We start from the raw sequence: 17,807 nt of genomic DNA on the forward strand, positions 1-17,807 counted from the left end.
TCACCACTCGTAATAGTAAAGCGTACGACAGGCGCTGGCTTTACCCTGCGTGAGGGAACATTGGGAGAGCACCAGCCGCCCTTCGTGGCCGTAGAAAAGCGTTCTCTGAATGTGCATGTAGAAAATTGAATTTTTCAGGCACGGAAGATGGCCGTCCTTCTGAAGCGTTTGCGCCAGCGTAATCGCCTTCCCGTGAAACACGTCCGCCAGCGGCGTAAAGGTGTAGACCGGGCAGGTGCCAATGTGCGTCAGCAGATGGATCTCCCGCTGTGAATTTTCCGGCTTGATGAGCGCGATCCAGAGGCATAGCGCAACGACGACCAGCGTGAGCGCGCCGCAGAACAGCCATTCCGGGCGAACGCGCCATGCAGGTTTCGCCGTTTCGGCGGTCGGCGGAGCCTCCTCCAGCGGAGTGACCGTGACGTCTGCGCTGAGCATAAAGCCCGTTTTCGGTACGGTAACGATAAACAGCGCGTCGGGAAGCAGGGTCGCCAGCATCTTGCGCAGAATGCTGATGTACTGGTTTAAGGAGTTGTTAGACCCCTGGAGCCCTCGACGATCCCAGACTTCCTGGAGAAAGGTTTCCCGTTCAACCACGTTCCCATGATGCTGAACCAGCAGCTTCATGATGGTATTGGCCGTACAGGTGAGGAGCTGCGCATCCTCATCCGGCGCATTGATAAGAGAAACAGAACCGTCCTCGTCGTTGTAGACGATGGCGTCAGCAAGCAGGTATTTCATAAGTTCTTGTAATAAAAACAGAGATAACGAATAAAAAGAGAAGGTTTACGCCTTCCGGGCAGCACTGCTGGCTATTTTAACGCCACTGTTACCGATAACATTGATCCAGACAGGATTTTGGGTGATTTAATAAGTCAGGGTGATAATCACGTCATCAATAAATTCCCCGGTGCCGGTTAGCGGCTGCGCCGGGACCTCGCCGTAAACGGTGTAGTTCTGGGTGCCGCCAGCGGGATTGGTGACCTGCAGCGCATCGCCGCTGCTTTGATCTCCCCAGCGTTGCGTGGCCGCCTCATCCTGCCAGAGCCCGTAGCGCAGGCACTGGCCCTCGCTGTTGCAGAGCTGCCGCTGGTTACCGCTGGCATGGTTGCCTTTGCCCATGGCAAGGGTGAACGCGGTTCCGGCCGGACAGCGCGTGGTCAGGGTGGCGGTGGAACGCGTCGGACGCAGGGTCGCGGTGCTGGTCAGGGTGCCGAAGTTAAGGGGCGTCACGCGCTCGATGTAGCATCCCTGGCTGATTTCGGCCTGCGCGCTGGTGCCGCCCTGCACCTGCTCCCCCTCTGCGGAACCGTCCGAGCAGTTTTGCAGGGCATCCTGACGCAGGGCGCTGTGCCAGGCGATACGCAGATTCATGTTGTAGTTGTAATAGTGGTAGGCCGGAAGCTGGCTTTGCCCTGCCGGAATGGTCGCGATAAGCGGAAAGGTACCGCTGACGTTGGCATTGCTCTCCGCGGCCAGGGTTTGCTGAATCAGGTTCCCGCTGCTGGCAGGCCCCAGCTCCTGAGAGCGAGCTGCACCGTTCAGCAGGCGGAAGAGGAGGGTGTACTGTTTCCCCTCCTGATCCCCCGGCGAGATCATCTCAAAGGGCGGGGCGTCTACGCTGCTCAGGCAGACGTTGAGATATTCCGTCTTGCCCTCGTTGTCGGCCTGGCAGCTAAACTTGACCTCGATGTTGACGGAGGTGGTATTGCCCGCCACGACGTTGCCAAAGTTAATGGCGGGCATGGAGGTTATCCAGCAGGCTGCCGCCATCGCCTTCACGGACAGGACGAGCAGCAATAATAACGGTGCTTTTAATGACACAATTGTTCTCCGATATTCTGTATAGATGACCCGGTGCGCGGCGCCGGAAGCGTGACCCGGCACTCCCCCTCACCGGTCTTCACCACCAGCTCACCCGGCAGGGGCGGATCTTCAAGCCAGATAAAGCCGTCGCGTCCCACGATGGTGGCACCCTGCGGCGTTGACACGACGCTGCCCAGCGGGAGCGGCCTGCGGCGGCCGTCGACCAGCCGGGCCTGAACCGTGACGGCGTGATGGACGTTAAACTCGACTTTGACCGCGCTGCTGTTGCCCGGCCTGGCATGCATGTCGGTGACGGGGGCGATCACATCGGCGGGCAGATCGAGCGGGTTAATGCTGACTTTGCTGTTGTGGTAGCGCGGCAGATCGGTCAGCAGGAGATAACCGTCCTCATCCGTTTCACCGGCCGGGCGGTTTTCCAGCATCACCGGTACGTGCCCAATACCGTGCGTGGAGACCAGCGCCATGCCCTGCTGGATGTAGCGCAGCGCGTGCAGGCTGCCGTCGAGCAGCGTCAGGCTACCTTCGGCGGAGGCGTACTGGTTGCCCTGGCTGGCACCTTGCTGCAGCCCAACGTGCCATTCGCCCGCGCGGCCCAGATAGCCTACGTCCGCATATTTTTCACGTCGTTCGCCAAAGCCCTGGCCCAACTCCCATGACCAGCCGCCGGCCTCATCGTCCGGCTGGTGGCGGTAATCCATGCGCGGCGTATCCCGGCTGGCCTGAGCGGAGAGCGTGTCCTCGCGACCCAATGGGACGGAAAACAGCAGCTGAACGTGACTCGACGCATCCGTAAACGAGCGGGTGTAGCTCAGCGTGGTGGAGATGTGTGCCGGCAGCGACACCGACCAGGAGGCGTTGAGGTAGCGCTCTGTGCTGCCCTGAATGTTCTGCTGTACCCAGCCCGCGCCCACGGTACCGAAATGGGGGATGGACTGGCTTACCCACACGCTGTCGCTGCGCCTGACGGGCGCGGCACCGCTCATGCGGGCGTTGTCGGCGAAATCCGCTTCGGTACGGACGGTGCTGGCAGAAATGCCCGTTCCTCTGCCGTTCCACTGCCAGCCGAGGCCCCATTGAACGCCCTGACCGTAAGGGCTGTCGCTCACGGCAACGTGCTGGCTGAGCACCCCTACGGCGGGGGAGACCAGCCAGTCAGCGCCCGCGCCCACGTTGCGCAGCCTGCGCTGCTGCTCCGTATGCAGCGCCAGCGTCAGGTGATTATTCACCCCATAGCGCCAGCCTGCGTCCAGCAGCGGCGAGGCGGCATAGTCGTCGGAGTGCAGGGCGTAGTTTTCGCGCATCCAGCCGATGTCCAGCGAACCGCTGCTGAGCCCTTCCGCCAGCATGCCCGGCGCGCCGTAGAGATCGAGCTGTACGGCGCGACGCTGGCCGTTGATATCGGTAATGACCACCTCCGCCTGCCCGCTTCCGGTGAAGGAGGGCAGGGTATCCAGCAGAAAGTCTCCCGGCGTGACGCGCTGGCTGCTCTGCTTAAGGCCGTCGATATACAAATCGACCGTGGAAGGCAGTACGGCGGTATCGCTGTAGCGGCTGCGCGGTTCGGTATTGAGCTGGGGATTGAGCTCAAAGTTACGTGCCCAGTGCAGCCCGCCAAAGCGCACCTGTCGGCTCCAACGGGTACCGGTGGTGACGCTGTCGCCCAGCGCCAGCGTGGTCAGCGAGTCGGTGTTATCCCACTGCCAGCGGGTTTCGAGACGCGTGTGGGTCGGTCGACCGGCGCTGTTTTCCTCCCCGGCATGGCTTGAAAAACTGCTGCTGAACGTTCCGGGCAGCCCGCCGGACGCGGTCAGCATGGTCTGGGCGTTAAGCTGGCGCTTCCCCTGTACGTCGCTGGCGTAGAGCGCGTATCCGAGCGTATAGGCGCTGACGGGCTGCGCATCGGGATAGCGGTACATCGGCGCGGGCTTTGAGACGGTCAGATGCTGCTGGCCTTCGAGCGCGTCGGCCTCTGCGGTAATTGAAACCTGCTGGGACAGCACGTCGAGATTGACCTTCAGGCCTGGCAGGGAGGTCAGCTCAACCCACCCGGCGCGATCCTCCGGGGCGTGAAGCCCCAGCTTTTTCATGTCGCTGCGGCTTATCCATAGCGCATTATCCACCACCCGGCAGGCCCAAAGTTCGCCTCGCGGGGCGTGGTTCACGGTAATGGCCAGCCATTGCACGGTGTCGGCGGGATCAGTCCCGGCTGACAGCATGAGCGGTAGCCAAAACAGGAGCGCGAGAAGCGAGCGGGCGCAGAGGTATCTGGCTGGCATGATGGTCATCATTGAGATAGACGCGCAGCGTGCTGAGCGCGTGACGTGTGGGCTGCTTGAGCGATAAAAGGGCGGTTTGTCCCGGGAGCACATAGCCCGCCAGGCCTTTAATCGACCCTACAACTTTCCCATCGGCCGTCAGGGCCTCAAGGTGGCTCAGGCGGATGTGGCGGTTTCCGGCGTTAAAGCAGCGGAGAGTGGCCGGTATGTCTGCCTGCTCACAGCTCAGGGCATCGTGGCTGACGGGCGCGCTCTGGTTCCCGGCAATAAACACCGGAATCGAGTAGCGCAGCAGGAAGTGTACCGCGGAGGGGTTGGCGGCACGGGACGCGGCGTCCGGCAGTTCGTCGATGACCAGCCGGTAACTTTGTTCCTGCGCACGGTTGCCGGGCTGCATGACGATAATGCGCACCAGCTGCTGCTGGCCCGGCGCCAGTGATGTCATCGCCGGGCTGGTGACCACCTCCCCGGTGGCCACCAGCACATCTTTACCGTTTTTTTGCGTCCATTCGTATACCCGAATCTGCGCATGGATAGCCGCTTTCCCACTGTTAGTGAGATAGACCGCCGCTGCCCGCTGGTCGCTCTGCAGATCGAGCGTTACCGGGGCCACCTGAAGCGTGGCGGCCAGCGCGTAGCGCGACAGCAGCGCCAGCATCATGAGCCACAAAATGAAGCAGGGAAGGTAACGACGCACGATCAATACTCCAGTTTTAACGTGATATCGTCGCTGTAGTTCCCTGCCTGGGCGGTTGTCAGCGCCCCGGCGTCAATGACGCCATACAGCGTTTCCTCCTGTTCCGCTCCGTTGCCGGTATCGTCCAGGCCATTCGTACCGGTGATTTGCGTCTGTTTGCCTTCGTCAGCAAAGAGCTTCCACGCAATCTTCTGCGCGCCCGTTTCGCCATTTTCCGGCTTCAGCCAGAAGGTACCGTTTTCGCCGTCGTTGCTGGTGGCGGTGAGGGTGAACGGCGTGCCGTTGGTACAAACGATATCGACCTGCGTTTTGGCCTGGATTTCACTCGACTCATCGGAGCCGTGACGCGAGAAGTTAAGATCGTTGGCTTTGAGGGTGCACGACTTCACAACCTCAAGTGAGACGTGCATCGTCGCGCTTGCGGTACTGTCTGCGGCGATCGCAGCAGCAGGAAGCAGGAGAGCGGAACAACATACAGCGGTGGGAATAATTTTCATGATCTTATTTCCTGACGTGAGTAACAGTGCAATTACAAAGCGAATGACTGAGCGTCCAGCAGGCAGCGTTTTTGATGGCATTCCGCCAGGTTGTGGCAGCAAAAAGTGGGGCAAGGCCATAAGCAGGCGTTGCCGCGCAGAACGATGACCCGATCGCCAGCATTCGGAATGAAAGGGGTCATTTTCTCCCCCACAGATAGCCCTGGCCGTAATCGGCCTCGCTGGCGCGGGCCAGCGCGAAATCACCCGCGGTTTCGATGCCTTCGATCAGCACCTTGCTGGCGACGCGCTTGCACTCGCGGGTGAGGTGCAGAAACTTCGCCTGCTCGGTCCGTCCGTTCCAGAAGGTATGTTTGTCAATTTTGATGCCGCAGAAGCGGATCTGGCTGATCAGCAGGTCGGGAAGAAGGTCTTCGCAGACATCGTCTGCCCACACTTCAATCCCCCACTGATGGAGCGTCGCGATGCATTTTTGCAGCACCCGGCTTTGCGTATCGTCGAGTTGGACCATCGTATGGAGATCGGTGATCTCGATAGCAAGTCTCTCCGGGCACGGGGTTTCTTCTTTTAGCCTGTCGAGGAAGTCCGTTTCCAGCAGTAAATCCGATGTCGCATTGAGATAATACTTGTCGCCATCCTTGCAAAACATGGCGTGACGAAGCTGCGCAAAGAAGTGCGCTTTACGCTGCGTCGCGGTCATCGAGCCAAAGTAATCTTCAAGATTGACGTTGGGCTTTGCCGTGGACAATACCTCCCAGGCAATCACATTTTCACTGCGCAGTGCCCGGATGGATTCGAACTTATAGCCGGTTAGCATGATAAACGTGCGTAACGCTCCGTGGTGATTTAAGGAGCTGCACATTTTATGGATTTGGTTTTTGGCAGGATATTTATAGATAAAAATAGCTTATATAAAGTGTTTTTATCTAATTTATAATAATTATATAGGATTATTTATTTTCATAAGCGCCCGGCAGAACGCCGGGCGCGACGCGCATTAACCCGCTTTGCTGATGATTTTGATTTCGACCATGCCGATCCCGAGCTCACGCGGTGAGTGACCAAGGATATTCCCCTCGTTCGTGGACTGCGGGTCCGGCGGCACGATGACCAGGGTATTGCTGCGTGAAGGATTCTCAAAATGCAGCGTGTGCGTGCTCACGTCGTTTCCAAGCGTTAACGTCTGCTCCCGATCGCCCACGCGCACGGGGACGGGCTTGTTAGCATTCGGCCCATAGGCCCTGGCGGTGATCACCAGGTCGAACTGTTCCGGCAGGGGATGGGTGTACTCAATTTTCACCTCATTGCCCAGCTGCGCGTTGGACCAGCGTCCCCAGGACTCCGGCCGCGAGATGCCGCTAAACTGCTTCACTTCTTCCGGCGCGCCGGCCACGTTAAAGATAAAGCTGTCCGCTTTGTAGCGAATATCGTTGTCGACGATTTTCAGCATGTCGACGTTACGCTGATAGCGCGCGGTATCAATCACCGTATCGTTGAAGGCGGTTTTGCCTTTCCAGTTTGCCTTATCCACGTGCTGCACGGTTTGCTCGCCGCCGAGCTGGCCCTGAGAAACGCACCAGTCGGTAGAGAGCGCCAGCGGCTGCGACCAGAGCTGGCCCATTTTGTAGCACCGGTCGACCCAGACGAAGTTATCGCGTGGCGCAAAATCGGCCAGCTGATAGCGCAGCGGCGCGGAATACTCGCTTTCTGGCAGCGGCTCAACGCGACCCTCCGACACGCGTACCAGCAGCGGCAGGCGGAAGTTGCTGCCCGAGAAGGCAATGGTGTTTTTATCCCGATCGACGGTGAAGTCCTTCATCTCTTTCGGGAAGTTCCACAGGCGGATGATGTCGGGCTTCCAGGCGAGGATTTTTTCCTTCATGTTGAGGAACACTTCCGACAGGGATTGCCCCGACAGCGTGCTGCGGCCCAGGCCAATAAAGTTGTCGCCGCCCAGGATGTCCAGCACGGTGGCGCCGTTATCCATGGAGTTGCGTTTGGTGGCGATCTCCTCCTGCTGCGGCTGGTCGCCGCGCAGGACGAAGAACAGATTGCTGCGATCCTGCTTGTTGAGCTGGTCCCACGCGCTGTTTTTCATCGCCAGATGGTCAGACGAGACGACGATGACGGTGTTTTTAAACCAGGGCGAGGCTTTGATTTTCTCGACCAGAGCGGCAATGTGCTCCTGACTGCAGGTGACGGCGCTAAATGATTTATTGTTTTTACCATCAATGTCATAGCTTTTGCGCTTGCAGGTGCGCGAGACAAACCCGTCCGGATGGTGTGTGTCCACCGTCAGCGCAAAGAGAGAGAAACGCTTGCCCGCGCGGGACAGCTCCTCGAATTTCTTCCAGGTTTCGTCGAGTACCGTATCGTCATAGAAGCCCCAGTCGTTGCGGTAGCTCGGATCGGCAACCGTCGTTTTTAACTCTTCTGAGCCGTACAGGTGGTCAAAACCGTGGGATTTCAGGAACACATCTTTTCCGGCGAAGCGCAGGTTTGCTCCCTGCACAAAATAGTTTTCGTAGCCGGAGTTTTTCAGGATATCGCCGAGGCAAATATTCTGCGGGAAGAAGGTCGACATGGAGGCTGAGGCGTTACCTTCAAAAGGCGCGAACAGCGGGATACCACACTGGGAGGCAACCATACCGGCAATCGTGTAATCCGTACCGGGCAGCTGCATAGTGTGGCTGAAATCGAGACCTTCATTTTTCAGCGCACCCAGATCTGGCGTCAGGTCCGGGAAGGCATCGTTATCAAAGTACGTGCGCTCCAGACTTTCACCGTAGATATAGACCAGATTGAGCGTCGGGTTAGCGATCGTTTTCGACGGCTCTTTGTAGTAAGCCGCGAAATCCGGATCGCCGTCACGCGACTGGGATTTCACCAGTTCGGTGATCTGATGGAACGCCGGGCTGGCGTCGACGGAGGCCAGCGCCAGGAATAACGCCAGCAGGCTGTAGCCATGATGGTGCGGATGATGGCGACGTCGACGCAGCACCCAGGCCAGCGCGCCAAAAATGGTGATCAGCGCAACGACAAGGCCGAGCCCCGGCAGAATGTACTTGCTTACACCCGCGCCCGTCAGGCTGTTTGTCAGCGTGTAGAGCACCGCATCGTTAATGCCGTCACCGGTAAAGTAATCGCTGGCGTATAAGGTAATGTTTAAAATAATAAAAATGCCGAGCACCACCAGCGTGGCGATAAACCACCAGGTGTGACGGCCGGCTTTCCAGGCGTAAACGCCGACAGAAGCCAGAAAAAGGATAAGAGACAGGAATTCAGACAACAGCATATCCTCGTGACGCCAGATGCTTCGCTGGCTAACTGTTTATTTTTTGGGTCATACAATGTAATTGCGATGTCGTTAAGCTGCAATTTTAGTGTCACGAAAGTGTGCTGTTGTTAGGATTTGGTTTAGAAAATCGTTTTTATGAAGACGTGCACATCCTGACAAACGGACGCTGAGACGGTGGCAGGCAGGAAAAACACTCATTTAGCGCCGCGTTGCAAGACTATCGCATTAAACGCGGCGTGTTGTGGCAGAAAATGGGGTGGATCAGGAGATGAAATTAACGCCTTGTTTCAGCACCAGATCGCAGGCTTTGGTTTTCACCTGTTTGGCCAGAGAAGAGTTGCCGAGGGTGCTCAGGTTAAGCTGCTGACCGTTCTGCGCGTTAAGCAGGCCCTGAATGCCGTCCATATAGTTGGTGTCCGCTTTTTGCTCCTGGGTATCCAGACCCAGTTTACCCAGCACCTGGTTTTTCACGTTTTGCGCGTCGGTCACGGAGGCCAGTTTTTGCTTCGCGCAATATTCCAGAATCCCCGCCGCGTTGTTCATCGTGCCCGCGCTCAGGCTCTGACCGCTGTTGCCCAGCAGGCTGGTGAGGGAAGAGGCGGAGAGTCCGCCCTGCGTGCTGCTGCTCTCTTTGGTCAGCTCGTTTGCTGCGCTTGACAGGGACTCCTGCCAGGACGCCGCCTGCGCTGCACCGGTTACCAGCAGCGCGCCTAAAAAGTTGCTGATTAGAATCTGTTTTTTCATCATGGCTCTCTCAAAAAGGTCCGTTTTGGGCCGAAGGGGTTCCAGTATATACCTGCGACCTGTCGGCGATTCCTGGAACTGTCTTAATACTCTTTCCCGGTGACGCGGCTGCGGTAACTGTCCCAGTCGAAGATGACATACAGGCTGTTACCCAGCTTCATACGATCCATGACGCGTTCCCCCAGCAAGCGGGTCATCTCGTCGATGTTGTGGTTTGTCAGCATGCCGGTCGGGCGTTTGGACGAGGAACGGCGATCGACAATCTGGTTGATGATGACTTTTTCATAGCGGGATTCCGTCTGAACGCCAATCTCGTCGATGACCAGCAGGTCGACATTACTCAGATCGTTAAGCAGCTGTTCTTCGCTGGTTTCACGGTTGCTGAAGGTGTCTTTCATCGCGGACATGATATCGGCCACGGTGATGATGAGGACCGATTTACCGCGCAGAAGCAGCTCGTTGCAGATGGCGGCAGCAAGGTGGTTTTTGCCGGTGCCCGGCTTGCCGCTAAAGATGAAGCTGGCGATATTGCCGTCGAATTCATCCACGTACTGCCGCGCGGCGGCCAGCGCGTTCATCTGCCCGGTGGTCTCAATTTTATAGTTATCGAACGAGCAGTTCTGGTGCAGGGGACGAATACCGGAACGGTTAAAGGTGCGCTGCATTTTCATCGCCCGGTTTTCGCGTGCGAGCGCGGCGGCGCGGATCTTACCTTGCTCTTTTTGCCACGCCAGCAGCTCTTCACCGGTGGTGAAAGCAGGCTTCACGTTGGCAGGCATCATTTTTTGCAGACGTTTCATCAGGTCGCCGACGTTCTTCATTTCGCACCTCGGAATCCGCTGGGGATCTGTTTATCCGGTTCTGAAAACGTATTGATATCACGTTTTGGCTGGCCATTGTTGCCGGCGCGGGTAATCTGGAGATGACGCGCGAGCTTTTGCTGCCACTGAATATGGGTGAACACTTTCCCTTCTGCCTGCCACCAGGCGGTAAACGCGGCAAGCTCTTCCGCGGTGGCGGGTTGGGTTAACGCAATGCCCCACAGCGCGGCCTGCCGCTGAAAATCTGCATCCGGCTGCCAGCCCGCATAGAGGGCGAATTTGCCCATCGGAACGGTCACGGGAACGTTAACCGGTTCATCAAAGAACTGATTATCCAGCGTGACATCGCTTGCCGGGCGTGACAATTGCGCTTCGATCTCCAGAAGCTGTGCCAGACGTTCCGGTGTGATTGCGTAAAACGCTGGCGCGTTGTCGGCAAAAACCGCAACCGTGCCCCCTTCGGCGTGGGTCAACACACCGCGAGGGTCGCGCATAAAGGCATCAATACCAGCAATGCTGGTGGTCAGAATTCTGGAGGACATAACGCTTACTCTACTGATGACTACGGGCGTGATATGGGCTTATGGTAGCACAGAGAGGGGAAAGGGAAGGAGGGGATTTCCCCGGCGGCGCTGCGCTGACCGGGGCTACAGTTGTAGGCCTGATAAGCGCAGCGCCGTCAGGCAGTTATTACGCGATGATGTTCAGCGTGACGTCGATGTTGCCGCGGGTTGCATTAGAGTACGGGCAAACAATGTGCGCCGCATCGACCAGCTTTTTAGCTTCCGCAGGATCCATACCTTCAACATGGATGTTCAGTTTTGCTTCAATACCAAAACCGGTAGGCAGCGGGCCAATACCCACTTCGCCTTCAATAAAGGCATCTTTTGGCAGGGTAAATTTGTCGCGTGCGGCCACGAACTTCATCGCGCCCAGGAAGCAGGCAGAGTAGCCCGCGGCAAACAGCTGCTCAGGGTTGGTCACGTCTCCCCCCATGCCGCCCATCTCTTTTGGCACGCCCAGTTTCACGTCCAGTACGCCATCGGAGGAGGTGGCACGACCGTCACGGCCACCGGTGGCTTTTGCTTTGGCGGTATAAACAACTTTTTCTAAAGACATGGCAGGTTCCTCATCTTGTTTTAACGTGTGCTATTAAATAGCGTGCGATATATATGGGTGAATAATCACGCGTAAAGTATAGCGTTACGCGCGGTGTAGCTGTTGTCTCAAAAGTTCGAGCTGCTGTTTGAGCGCCAGCAGGGTGTCAGTATCACACTGCGCTGCGCACCCCACCGCATGGGGGATACCCAAAGCCTGCTGCTGGAGCTCACGTCCCGCTTCACTCAGGGTGACGGCGACCTGACGTTCGTCTTTGCGTGAACGGTGGCGGTTGATGAGCCCGGCGCTTTCCAGACGCTTCAACAGCGGCGTCAGGGTCGCAGAGTCAAGGAACAACCGTTCACCGATGTCCGACACCGTCATATCATCCTGCTCCCACAGCACCAGCATCACCAGATATTGTGGATAGGTCAGGTTCAGCGGTGCCAGCAACTGCCGGTACAGCTTGTTAAGCGCCAGATTTGCCGAATAGAGGGCAAAGCAGAGCTGGTTATCCAGCTTGAGCGCAGCGGTTGCATCGTTCGTTTTCGCGTTCATGAGATGAATATAGATAGTGTACGATTTAATTGCAAGCAATTTTATGGGCAGGTGTAACGGAGCGCCACCTGAACGGCCATTTTGCGGTAGTGCTGGCGCTGCGCCTGCTCGTCTGCGCCTTCTTCAAACAGCAGCGTAAAGGTGTAGCTGTTGGCAACGTAGTGAAAGCTGAAGCTGCTTATCAGACGATGAAGATCGCGGGCGTCTACCGTCTCACTGAAGAGCTGTTTTTCTTTCCCCCGGCGCAGGATCTCCTCCAGCAGGTCGAGCGCGCTGCGGTTGACCTGGCGGAGATAGCTCGACTGCTGCATAAAGCGGCCGCGCTGCATGTTTTCCATGCAGATAATCCGGATGTAGTCAGGGTGGTCGGCATGATAGTCAAAAGTGGCTTCAACCAGATTGACCAGCGCTTCGACCGGGGGCATTCCCGTCAGGCTTAGCGCTTTTTCACTGGCGCGAATCTGGGTGTAAACATGTTCCAGTACCAGGAGATAGAGGTTCTCTTTATTCTTGAAATGGTAAACCACCATGCGTTTGGTGGTGCCCGCTTTCTCTGCGATCTGCTCCATCCGTGCACCGTTCAATCCATACTCGGCAAAAAGTGCGATGGCGCTCTGAAAGATTTTCTCTTTCAGGCTGGATTCTTCACTGTGATCGGGGTGTTCGCTGCCAGGGTTAGCCACATCCTTTCCTTATTTTCACCAAACGGACCAGACGGATTATCTCCACGGCAGCGAAATAACACAAATATCAAACGCGTGGGCGTTTGCGGTACAGCCACAGGCCGGGGATCGACAGCCCGATGGAGAGCGCGCCGACGATGGAGGACGCCTTAAGAAAGTTGCTCAGGAGGAGGATCATCTGAGGCTCGGTATAGCCGAAATGGCTGATTTTCACCGCGGAAATCATTGCGGTATAGGCCGATATGCCCGGGAACATCGGGATCACCGCGGCAACGGTGAACACTTTGGGATGTGCCAGGTACCAGCGCGACCACTGAATGCCGATACTGCCGACCAGCATGGAGGCCATAAATGTCGACCATTCGATGTTAAAACCCGCGGTCATCATCACCATGCGTGAGCCATGGCCAATCGCGCCCAGCAGGGCACACCACGGCAGAGCGCGTTGCGGGACGTTAAATACCATCGCGAAGCCGATGGCCGGAATCGCGGCCAGAAGCATGTCCTGCGCCAGTGCCAGCAGAAAATCGATCACGCCCATCCGCGTAGCCCCCAGAGTGTCATGGCCATGACCACGCCGATGCAGGTCGCCAGCGTCAGCAGGCTGGCGATCGCCCAGCGTGCCAGACCGGTATTGATGTGCCCTTTAAACATGTCGGCGACGGCGTTGATCAACGGAAAGCCCGGAACCAGCAGAAGCACGCTGGCGGCCATGGCAACGGTCGGGGTGTTGGCAAACTGCGGCAGACGCAGCAGCAGGCCAGAAACCGTGGTGGCGACAAATGCGGTAATGCAGAAGTTAATTTGCGGGTGCAGCTGCCGATGCGTCAGCAGCTGGCGAACATACATGGCGATACTGCTGGCGAAAAAGGTGATGATTGCACCGTCCCATCCGCCTTTGTTGAGCTTACAAAAGCAGGCGCACGAGAGCCCTACCATCAACACGACGAGCCAGCGCGGATAACGTAATGGCTTGATCTGGTTGAACCGTTTTTCAATCTCCCTGAGATCGAGAAGCTTATGTTCAGCGAGGATGACAATGTGCTGCACTTCGGTCACGACGTGCATGTTTATGCCGCGGTCATGGTTTTTGCGCGTGGAGGTCAGGCACTGACCGTCTTTAATCGTGGTCAGCACAATGGCATTGGATGAGATGGCACTTTCGACGCTGTCCATCCCTAGCGCCAGCCCCAGCCGGGTGGAAAGCTCCTCAACCAGCGCGCTTTCCGCGCCGTGCTGGAGCAGAAAAAGACCGCACTGAATACATAGCCGCGTGATAGCACGCTGCGTTGACCGCTCTGCCTGCATGTCGTGTCCTGAAAAAGATGGAGAGGTTGCCGGTTAGCCCATAATGAGTACTTTTAGCACAAAGTGCAGTCCCTCTTGCTGTGGGCCAGATCAAGGTTTGTGTAAACAGTGGCAGGCGGTGTCGTGAAAGGGGGCGGGATTAATTTATTAATGCCGTGAATTATTAATATCAAAATATAAAATATTTGTATTTAGTTATTCTAATTTTAAATTGTCGTTATTTTAATGACTCCACAATTAAATTTTATTTCGCTTTGTGAGATATTACTACTGTTTAGGCATTTCTTAAACTAAGCATACATCTCATCTTCTGCTTGTATTAACCAGTCTTACACTCAGGGACGAAATAGTCATACGTTGATGTGTTTTAACGTTACTCATCAAATGAAAAATGGACACGGAGGGTCTATGTTGTCATTGCATGGTAAGCATGGCGTTGTCATTAGCCGGATGCCCGTGATGCAAAACGGGTTAGGGGGCGTGATGGCTCGTCATTTCCCCGATTTTGAATTGAGCTATTGCCGCTCATTGCAGGAATTAACGCTGCTCCAGCTACGCCGCGCGGACGTCATTATTGCCGATATTTCAGGCGAATACAGGAATCCTCGGGGTGCGCTTGAAGAATATTACAGTTTATTGAATCAATACCGGGACATTCACTGGATCTTTTTAGTCTCGCGTCCGCTTTACCCTATTGCGGTTGAGTTACTTATGCGCCCGGAAAGTACGTTGCTTTCTGATATGGAACCCATTGAAGGCGTGGTTAACGCGATTCGGGCAGGGAGTGAGCGGGCAGAGCGGATAAGCCAGACGTTATTAACCCCGGAGCCTCAGGGCACGGAGGATGAAAACGAACACGTTATCGCGCTTACGCACTCCGAACGTAAGGTTCTGCGTCTGTTAGGGAAAGGATGGGGGATTAATCAAATCGCCACATTGCTTAAGAAGAGCAATAAAACCATCAGTGCGCAGAAAAACAGTGCGATGCGACGGCTTTCATTACGCAGCAATGCGGATATGTACGCCTGGATCAACAGTACACAGGGAATGAGAGAGCTGAGTTTGTTGTCAGCCTATGGAGAGTTCGAGGAATGGAAAAAACCGATTCAACAAGACATATCGCCATCATCGAAAGTTGCACGATGACGGCTGTCGGGCTACAGCATCTTTTTGCGATGCCCGGCCTGAGCCATTATCAACTACACCTGTTTAGTGAATTTGACAGCTTTAAGAATGCACTTCGTCACGTTAATTTTTTCTCGCTGATCTATTCCCTTTCCGATGCGCGAGAGGAGCGCCGTAACTGCCTGGCGCACCTGCGGGACCTTGCGTTTACGCACGGCCATATCCAGCGCATCATTTTGGTTTCTGACGAGATGGAAGCACGGCTAATTAGTCATCTTTCTCCATCACGCCTGCACGGTGTCGTCAGTAAATCGGTGACGCTTGAGCATCTGCAGAAGGAACTCGTGGAGTTGCTGAGCGAAACGCTGCGTATCAATGACAATATGCTGAATCACTGGTACCGGAGCCAAAACAGGATGCTGAGCCCCACAGAACGGGCAATATTGCGTTATATGTCCTGCGGGTATTCCATCCCTGAAATCGCGGCACATCTTGAACGGAATATTAAGACCATCCGGGCACATAAGTTTAATGCGATGGTGAAACTGGGCGTGAATTCAGACGTAGGGTTACTTGATGCGGCAGATATTATTACGCATCTTCCTGCAAGAGAGCCGCAATGTTTGACTCTCCTCACGCCCACCTTTTTATAAACCGTTTTTTGCGCGCCAGATACGCTCTGGCGCGTCAATCAGATACAGACATCCACCCATTTTGCGGAAGTCAGCTCTGCCATTCTGTCAGGTGAAATGCGCACAGCGCTGTGAATTGCGCCTGCGGCAGGCAGCACTTCGGCGTACTGCTTTAAAGAGATATCGCAATATACCGCGAGCGGGTTTTCCAGCCCGAACGGGCACACGCCGCCAACGGGATGACCGGTGATGGTCACTACTTCATCACTGCTGAGCATGCGCGCTTTCGCACCAAACGTGTCTTTCAGCTTTTTGTTATCCAGACGCGCATCGCCTTTCGCCACGACCAGAATCACCTCATTTTTAACCTTGAGTGACAGGGTCTTGGCGATTTGTCCCGGCTCGACACGATGGGCGGCAGCAGCCAACGCAACGGTAGCAGTACTTTGACTAAGCTCAATAACGTCTATATCCGGCGCGTTGTCGACAAAAAACTGCTGTACAGACTGCAAACTCATTGTTTCCTCCTGACAAATATCCTGCGTAATCTGTCATAAGAAATTATGCTCTGTAAATATCTCTTAAGTAACAAATATCCCAAACGGCTGATTTCTGGATCCTCTTCACAATCACAGAAACCGGTTACAGTAACCGGTTGCAGAGCGGGAAGCGTAGATTAATACTGAGTACGTAACGTCCCCTGTATCCAATAATAAGAGCCAAATATGAAACCATTTCGTCTGAGCAGTACCGCTGGTTGGCAAGCCAGCAAGGTTGTGAAGCTGATGTATGGAACAACGTGCGGCGCGTATGTGCCCGTAACAAACGTCTGACAGGAGATCTGCCATGTCTGCCAACCATGCTGCGTTTAACCTGATATTCCGTTTCGTCGAAAATTACGTCAGCCCGATAGCCGGGCGGATCTCGTCCCAGCGTCATGTTATGGCTATTCGTGACGGGTTCATCTCCGCGATGCCATTTATGATTGTGGGTTCGTTTTTGTTAGTGTTCGCTTACCCACCTTTTTCGCCTGATACCACCTGGGGTTTCGCCCGCGCCTGGCTGGATATGGCGAAGCAGTTTGAGGGCCAAATCCTGACGCCGTTTGATATGACAATGGGCATTATGTCCATTTATATCTGTGCGGCGATTGCCTATAACCTTGGCAAACACTACGTCAAATCTCATCAGCTGGACCCGTTTATGTGCGCCATGCTGTCGCTGATGGCGTTTCTGCTGGTCGCGGCACCCAAAACCAAAGGCACGCTCCCTGTCGACAGTCTGGGGGGAACGGGCATTTTTACCGCGATTCTGGTGGCGATTTACTGCGTTGAGATGATGCGTTTCCTCAAAGCGCATAACATCGGCATTCGACTGCCGGACCAGGTCCCGCCGATGATCAAAAACTCTTTTGATCTGCTGATCCCGGTGCTGGTGGTGGTGGTGACCCTCTATCCTCTGAGCCTGGTGATTCAGTCTCAGTTTGGCATGCTGATCCCGCAGGCCATTATGTCGGTCTTTAAACCTCTGGTTTCCGCGGCGGATTCCCTGCCTGCGATCCTGCTGGCCGTGCTGATTGGTCATCTGCTATGGTTCGCCGGGATCCACGGCGCCGCCATCGTCTCCGGAATGTTGCAGATGTTCTGGCTGACTAACCTGGGCGCTAACCAGACTGCACTGGCCTCCAGCCAGCCTCTGCCGCATATCTTCATGGAGGCGTTCTGGACGTTCTTTATCGTGATTGGCGGGTCGGGAGCCACGATGGGGCTGGTGATTTGCTATCTGCGCAGTCGTTCAGCGCATTTACGCTCTATTGGCCGTTTGAGCGTGGTTCCCAGCTTCTTTAACATCAACGAGCCGGTCATTTTCGGTACACCGATTGTAATGAATCCGGTGTTCTTTATTCCGTTCCTGCTGGCACCGATGGTCAACGCCGTGCTGGCGTGGGCGGCGATGACGTTTGATTTGATTGGGCGCGTCATCTCGGTCGTTCCCTGGACGGCACCGGCGCCGATAGGCGCAGCGTGGGCCCTGGGCTGGGACTTCCGCGCGGCTATTCTGGTTGTGGTTCTGGCCTGCGTATCGGCGATCATCTACTTCCCGTTCTTCAAAGTGTATGAGAAGCAGCTGCTGGAGCAGGAAGCGGAAGAAGCGCAGCGTAGCGCGGAAGAGGACAATCAGCAGGTGGCATAGGTGAAAACAAAACGGCAACGCAGGTTGCCGTTTTTTGTTTTTGTAGGCCC

General features: G+C 55.8%; 19 protein-coding genes. 3 read left to right on the top strand and 16 right to left on the bottom strand.

Annotated elements, in window-relative coordinates:
• From ACMGGQ_RS01125 to ACMGGQ_RS01195, 15 genes are all read right to left on the bottom strand, one after another.
• Complete coding sequence (locus ACMGGQ_RS01125; RefSeq protein ID WP_045907718.1) at positions 1 to 741, bottom strand: winged helix-turn-helix domain-containing protein; 741 nt, start codon at positions 739 to 741, stop codon at positions 1 to 3.
• A 126-nt stretch (positions 742 to 867) separates the two neighbouring features.
• On the bottom strand, positions 868 to 1,824 hold the full coding sequence (locus ACMGGQ_RS01130) for a spore coat U domain-containing protein (RefSeq protein ID WP_420289496.1): 957 nt from the start codon (positions 1,822 to 1,824) through the stop codon (positions 868 to 870).
• Positions 1,815 to 4,103, bottom strand: a complete 2,289-nt coding sequence (locus ACMGGQ_RS01135; RefSeq protein ID WP_420289497.1) for a fimbria/pilus outer membrane usher protein — start codon at positions 4,101 to 4,103, stop codon at positions 1,815 to 1,817. The genes ACMGGQ_RS01130 and ACMGGQ_RS01135 overlap by 10 nt, the downstream gene beginning before the upstream one ends.
• On the bottom strand, positions 4,024 to 4,800 hold the full coding sequence (locus ACMGGQ_RS01140) for a molecular chaperone (RefSeq protein WP_420289498.1): 777 nt from the start codon (positions 4,798 to 4,800) through the stop codon (positions 4,024 to 4,026). The genes ACMGGQ_RS01135 and ACMGGQ_RS01140 overlap by 80 nt, the downstream gene beginning before the upstream one ends.
• A gap of 2 nt (positions 4,801 to 4,802) precedes the next feature.
• Positions 4,803 to 5,297 (bottom strand): spore coat U domain-containing protein, encoded by a 495-nt coding sequence (locus ACMGGQ_RS01145; RefSeq protein ID WP_063620692.1) that lies wholly within the window; start codon positions 5,295 to 5,297, stop codon positions 4,803 to 4,805.
• 178 nt (positions 5,298 to 5,475) lie between these two features.
• On the bottom strand, positions 5,476 to 6,114 hold the full coding sequence (locus ACMGGQ_RS01150) for an EAL domain-containing protein (RefSeq protein ID WP_420289499.1): 639 nt from the start codon (positions 6,112 to 6,114) through the stop codon (positions 5,476 to 5,478).
• Between the two features lie 180 nt (positions 6,115 to 6,294).
• Positions 6,295 to 8,586, bottom strand: coding sequence for a phosphatidylglycerol--membrane-oligosaccharide glycerophosphotransferase (opgB, locus tag ACMGGQ_RS01155; protein ID WP_420289500.1), 2,292 nt, complete (start codon positions 8,584 to 8,586; stop codon positions 6,295 to 6,297).
• Between the two features lie 270 nt (positions 8,587 to 8,856).
• Positions 8,857 to 9,339 (bottom strand): DUF2501 domain-containing protein, encoded by a 483-nt coding sequence (locus tag ACMGGQ_RS01160; RefSeq protein ID WP_420289501.1) that lies wholly within the window; start codon positions 9,337 to 9,339, stop codon positions 8,857 to 8,859.
• An 83-nt stretch (positions 9,340 to 9,422) separates the two neighbouring features.
• Positions 9,423 to 10,160 (bottom strand): DNA replication protein DnaC, encoded by a 738-nt coding sequence (gene dnaC, locus ACMGGQ_RS01165; RefSeq protein ID WP_008502094.1) that lies wholly within the window; start codon positions 10,158 to 10,160, stop codon positions 9,423 to 9,425.
• Complete coding sequence (dnaT, locus tag ACMGGQ_RS01170) at positions 10,157 to 10,702, bottom strand: primosomal protein DnaT (RefSeq protein WP_048028605.1); 546 nt, start codon at positions 10,700 to 10,702, stop codon at positions 10,157 to 10,159. Before dnaT ends, dnaC begins: the two co-directional genes overlap by 4 nt.
• Before the next feature lie 148 nt (positions 10,703 to 10,850).
• Positions 10,851 to 11,279 (bottom strand): organic hydroperoxide resistance protein, encoded by a 429-nt coding sequence (locus tag ACMGGQ_RS01175; RefSeq protein WP_008502092.1) that lies wholly within the window; start codon positions 11,277 to 11,279, stop codon positions 10,851 to 10,853.
• A gap of 84 nt (positions 11,280 to 11,363) precedes the next feature.
• On the bottom strand, positions 11,364 to 11,816 hold the full coding sequence (locus ACMGGQ_RS01180) for a MarR family winged helix-turn-helix transcriptional regulator (RefSeq protein WP_023293337.1): 453 nt from the start codon (positions 11,814 to 11,816) through the stop codon (positions 11,364 to 11,366).
• Positions 11,817 to 11,857: 41 nt separating this feature from the next.
• Complete coding sequence (locus tag ACMGGQ_RS01185) at positions 11,858 to 12,499, bottom strand: TetR family transcriptional regulator (RefSeq protein WP_063620696.1); 642 nt, start codon at positions 12,497 to 12,499, stop codon at positions 11,858 to 11,860.
• 67 nt (positions 12,500 to 12,566) lie between these two features.
• Positions 12,567 to 13,040 (bottom strand): threonine/serine exporter, encoded by a 474-nt coding sequence (locus tag ACMGGQ_RS01190; RefSeq protein WP_045907727.1) that lies wholly within the window; start codon positions 13,038 to 13,040, stop codon positions 12,567 to 12,569.
• Positions 13,031 to 13,807 carry a threonine/serine ThrE exporter family protein gene (locus ACMGGQ_RS01195; RefSeq protein WP_048028601.1) on the bottom strand — a complete coding sequence of 259 codons (777 nt, stop codon included), beginning with the start codon at positions 13,805 to 13,807 and terminating at the stop codon, positions 13,031 to 13,033. The genes ACMGGQ_RS01190 and ACMGGQ_RS01195 overlap by 10 nt, the downstream gene beginning before the upstream one ends.
• Positions 13,808 to 14,215: 408 nt before the next feature.
• Between ACMGGQ_RS01195 and ACMGGQ_RS01200 the strand changes: the two genes are divergently transcribed.
• On the top strand, positions 14,216 to 14,953 hold the full coding sequence (locus ACMGGQ_RS01200) for a helix-turn-helix transcriptional regulator (protein ID WP_048028599.1): 738 nt from the start codon (positions 14,216 to 14,218) through the stop codon (positions 14,951 to 14,953).
• Positions 14,950 to 15,585 (top strand): DNA-binding transcriptional activator BglJ, encoded by a 636-nt coding sequence (gene bglJ, locus ACMGGQ_RS01205; protein ID WP_063620702.1) that lies wholly within the window; start codon positions 14,950 to 14,952, stop codon positions 15,583 to 15,585. The genes ACMGGQ_RS01200 and bglJ overlap by 4 nt, the downstream gene beginning before the upstream one ends.
• A 38-nt stretch (positions 15,586 to 15,623) precedes the next feature.
• Here bglJ and ACMGGQ_RS01210 read toward each other — a convergent pair whose 3' ends face one another.
• Positions 15,624 to 16,082, bottom strand: a complete 459-nt coding sequence (locus tag ACMGGQ_RS01210) for a YbaK/EbsC family protein (protein WP_420289502.1) — start codon at positions 16,080 to 16,082, stop codon at positions 15,624 to 15,626.
• A gap of 328 nt (positions 16,083 to 16,410) precedes the next feature.
• On the opposite strand from ACMGGQ_RS01210, the gene ACMGGQ_RS01215 reads away from it, so the two are divergent.
• On the top strand, positions 16,411 to 17,757 hold the full coding sequence (locus tag ACMGGQ_RS01215; protein WP_420289503.1) for a PTS sugar transporter subunit IIC: 1,347 nt from the start codon (positions 16,411 to 16,413) through the stop codon (positions 17,755 to 17,757).
• The last annotated feature ends 50 nt before the right edge of the window (positions 17,758 to 17,807 follow it).

Origin of the sequence: Enterobacter sp. BNK-13 (assembly GCF_048685015.1) — a bacterium.
Classification (GTDB): Bacteria; Pseudomonadota; Gammaproteobacteria; order Enterobacterales; family Enterobacteriaceae; genus Enterobacter; species Enterobacter quasiroggenkampii.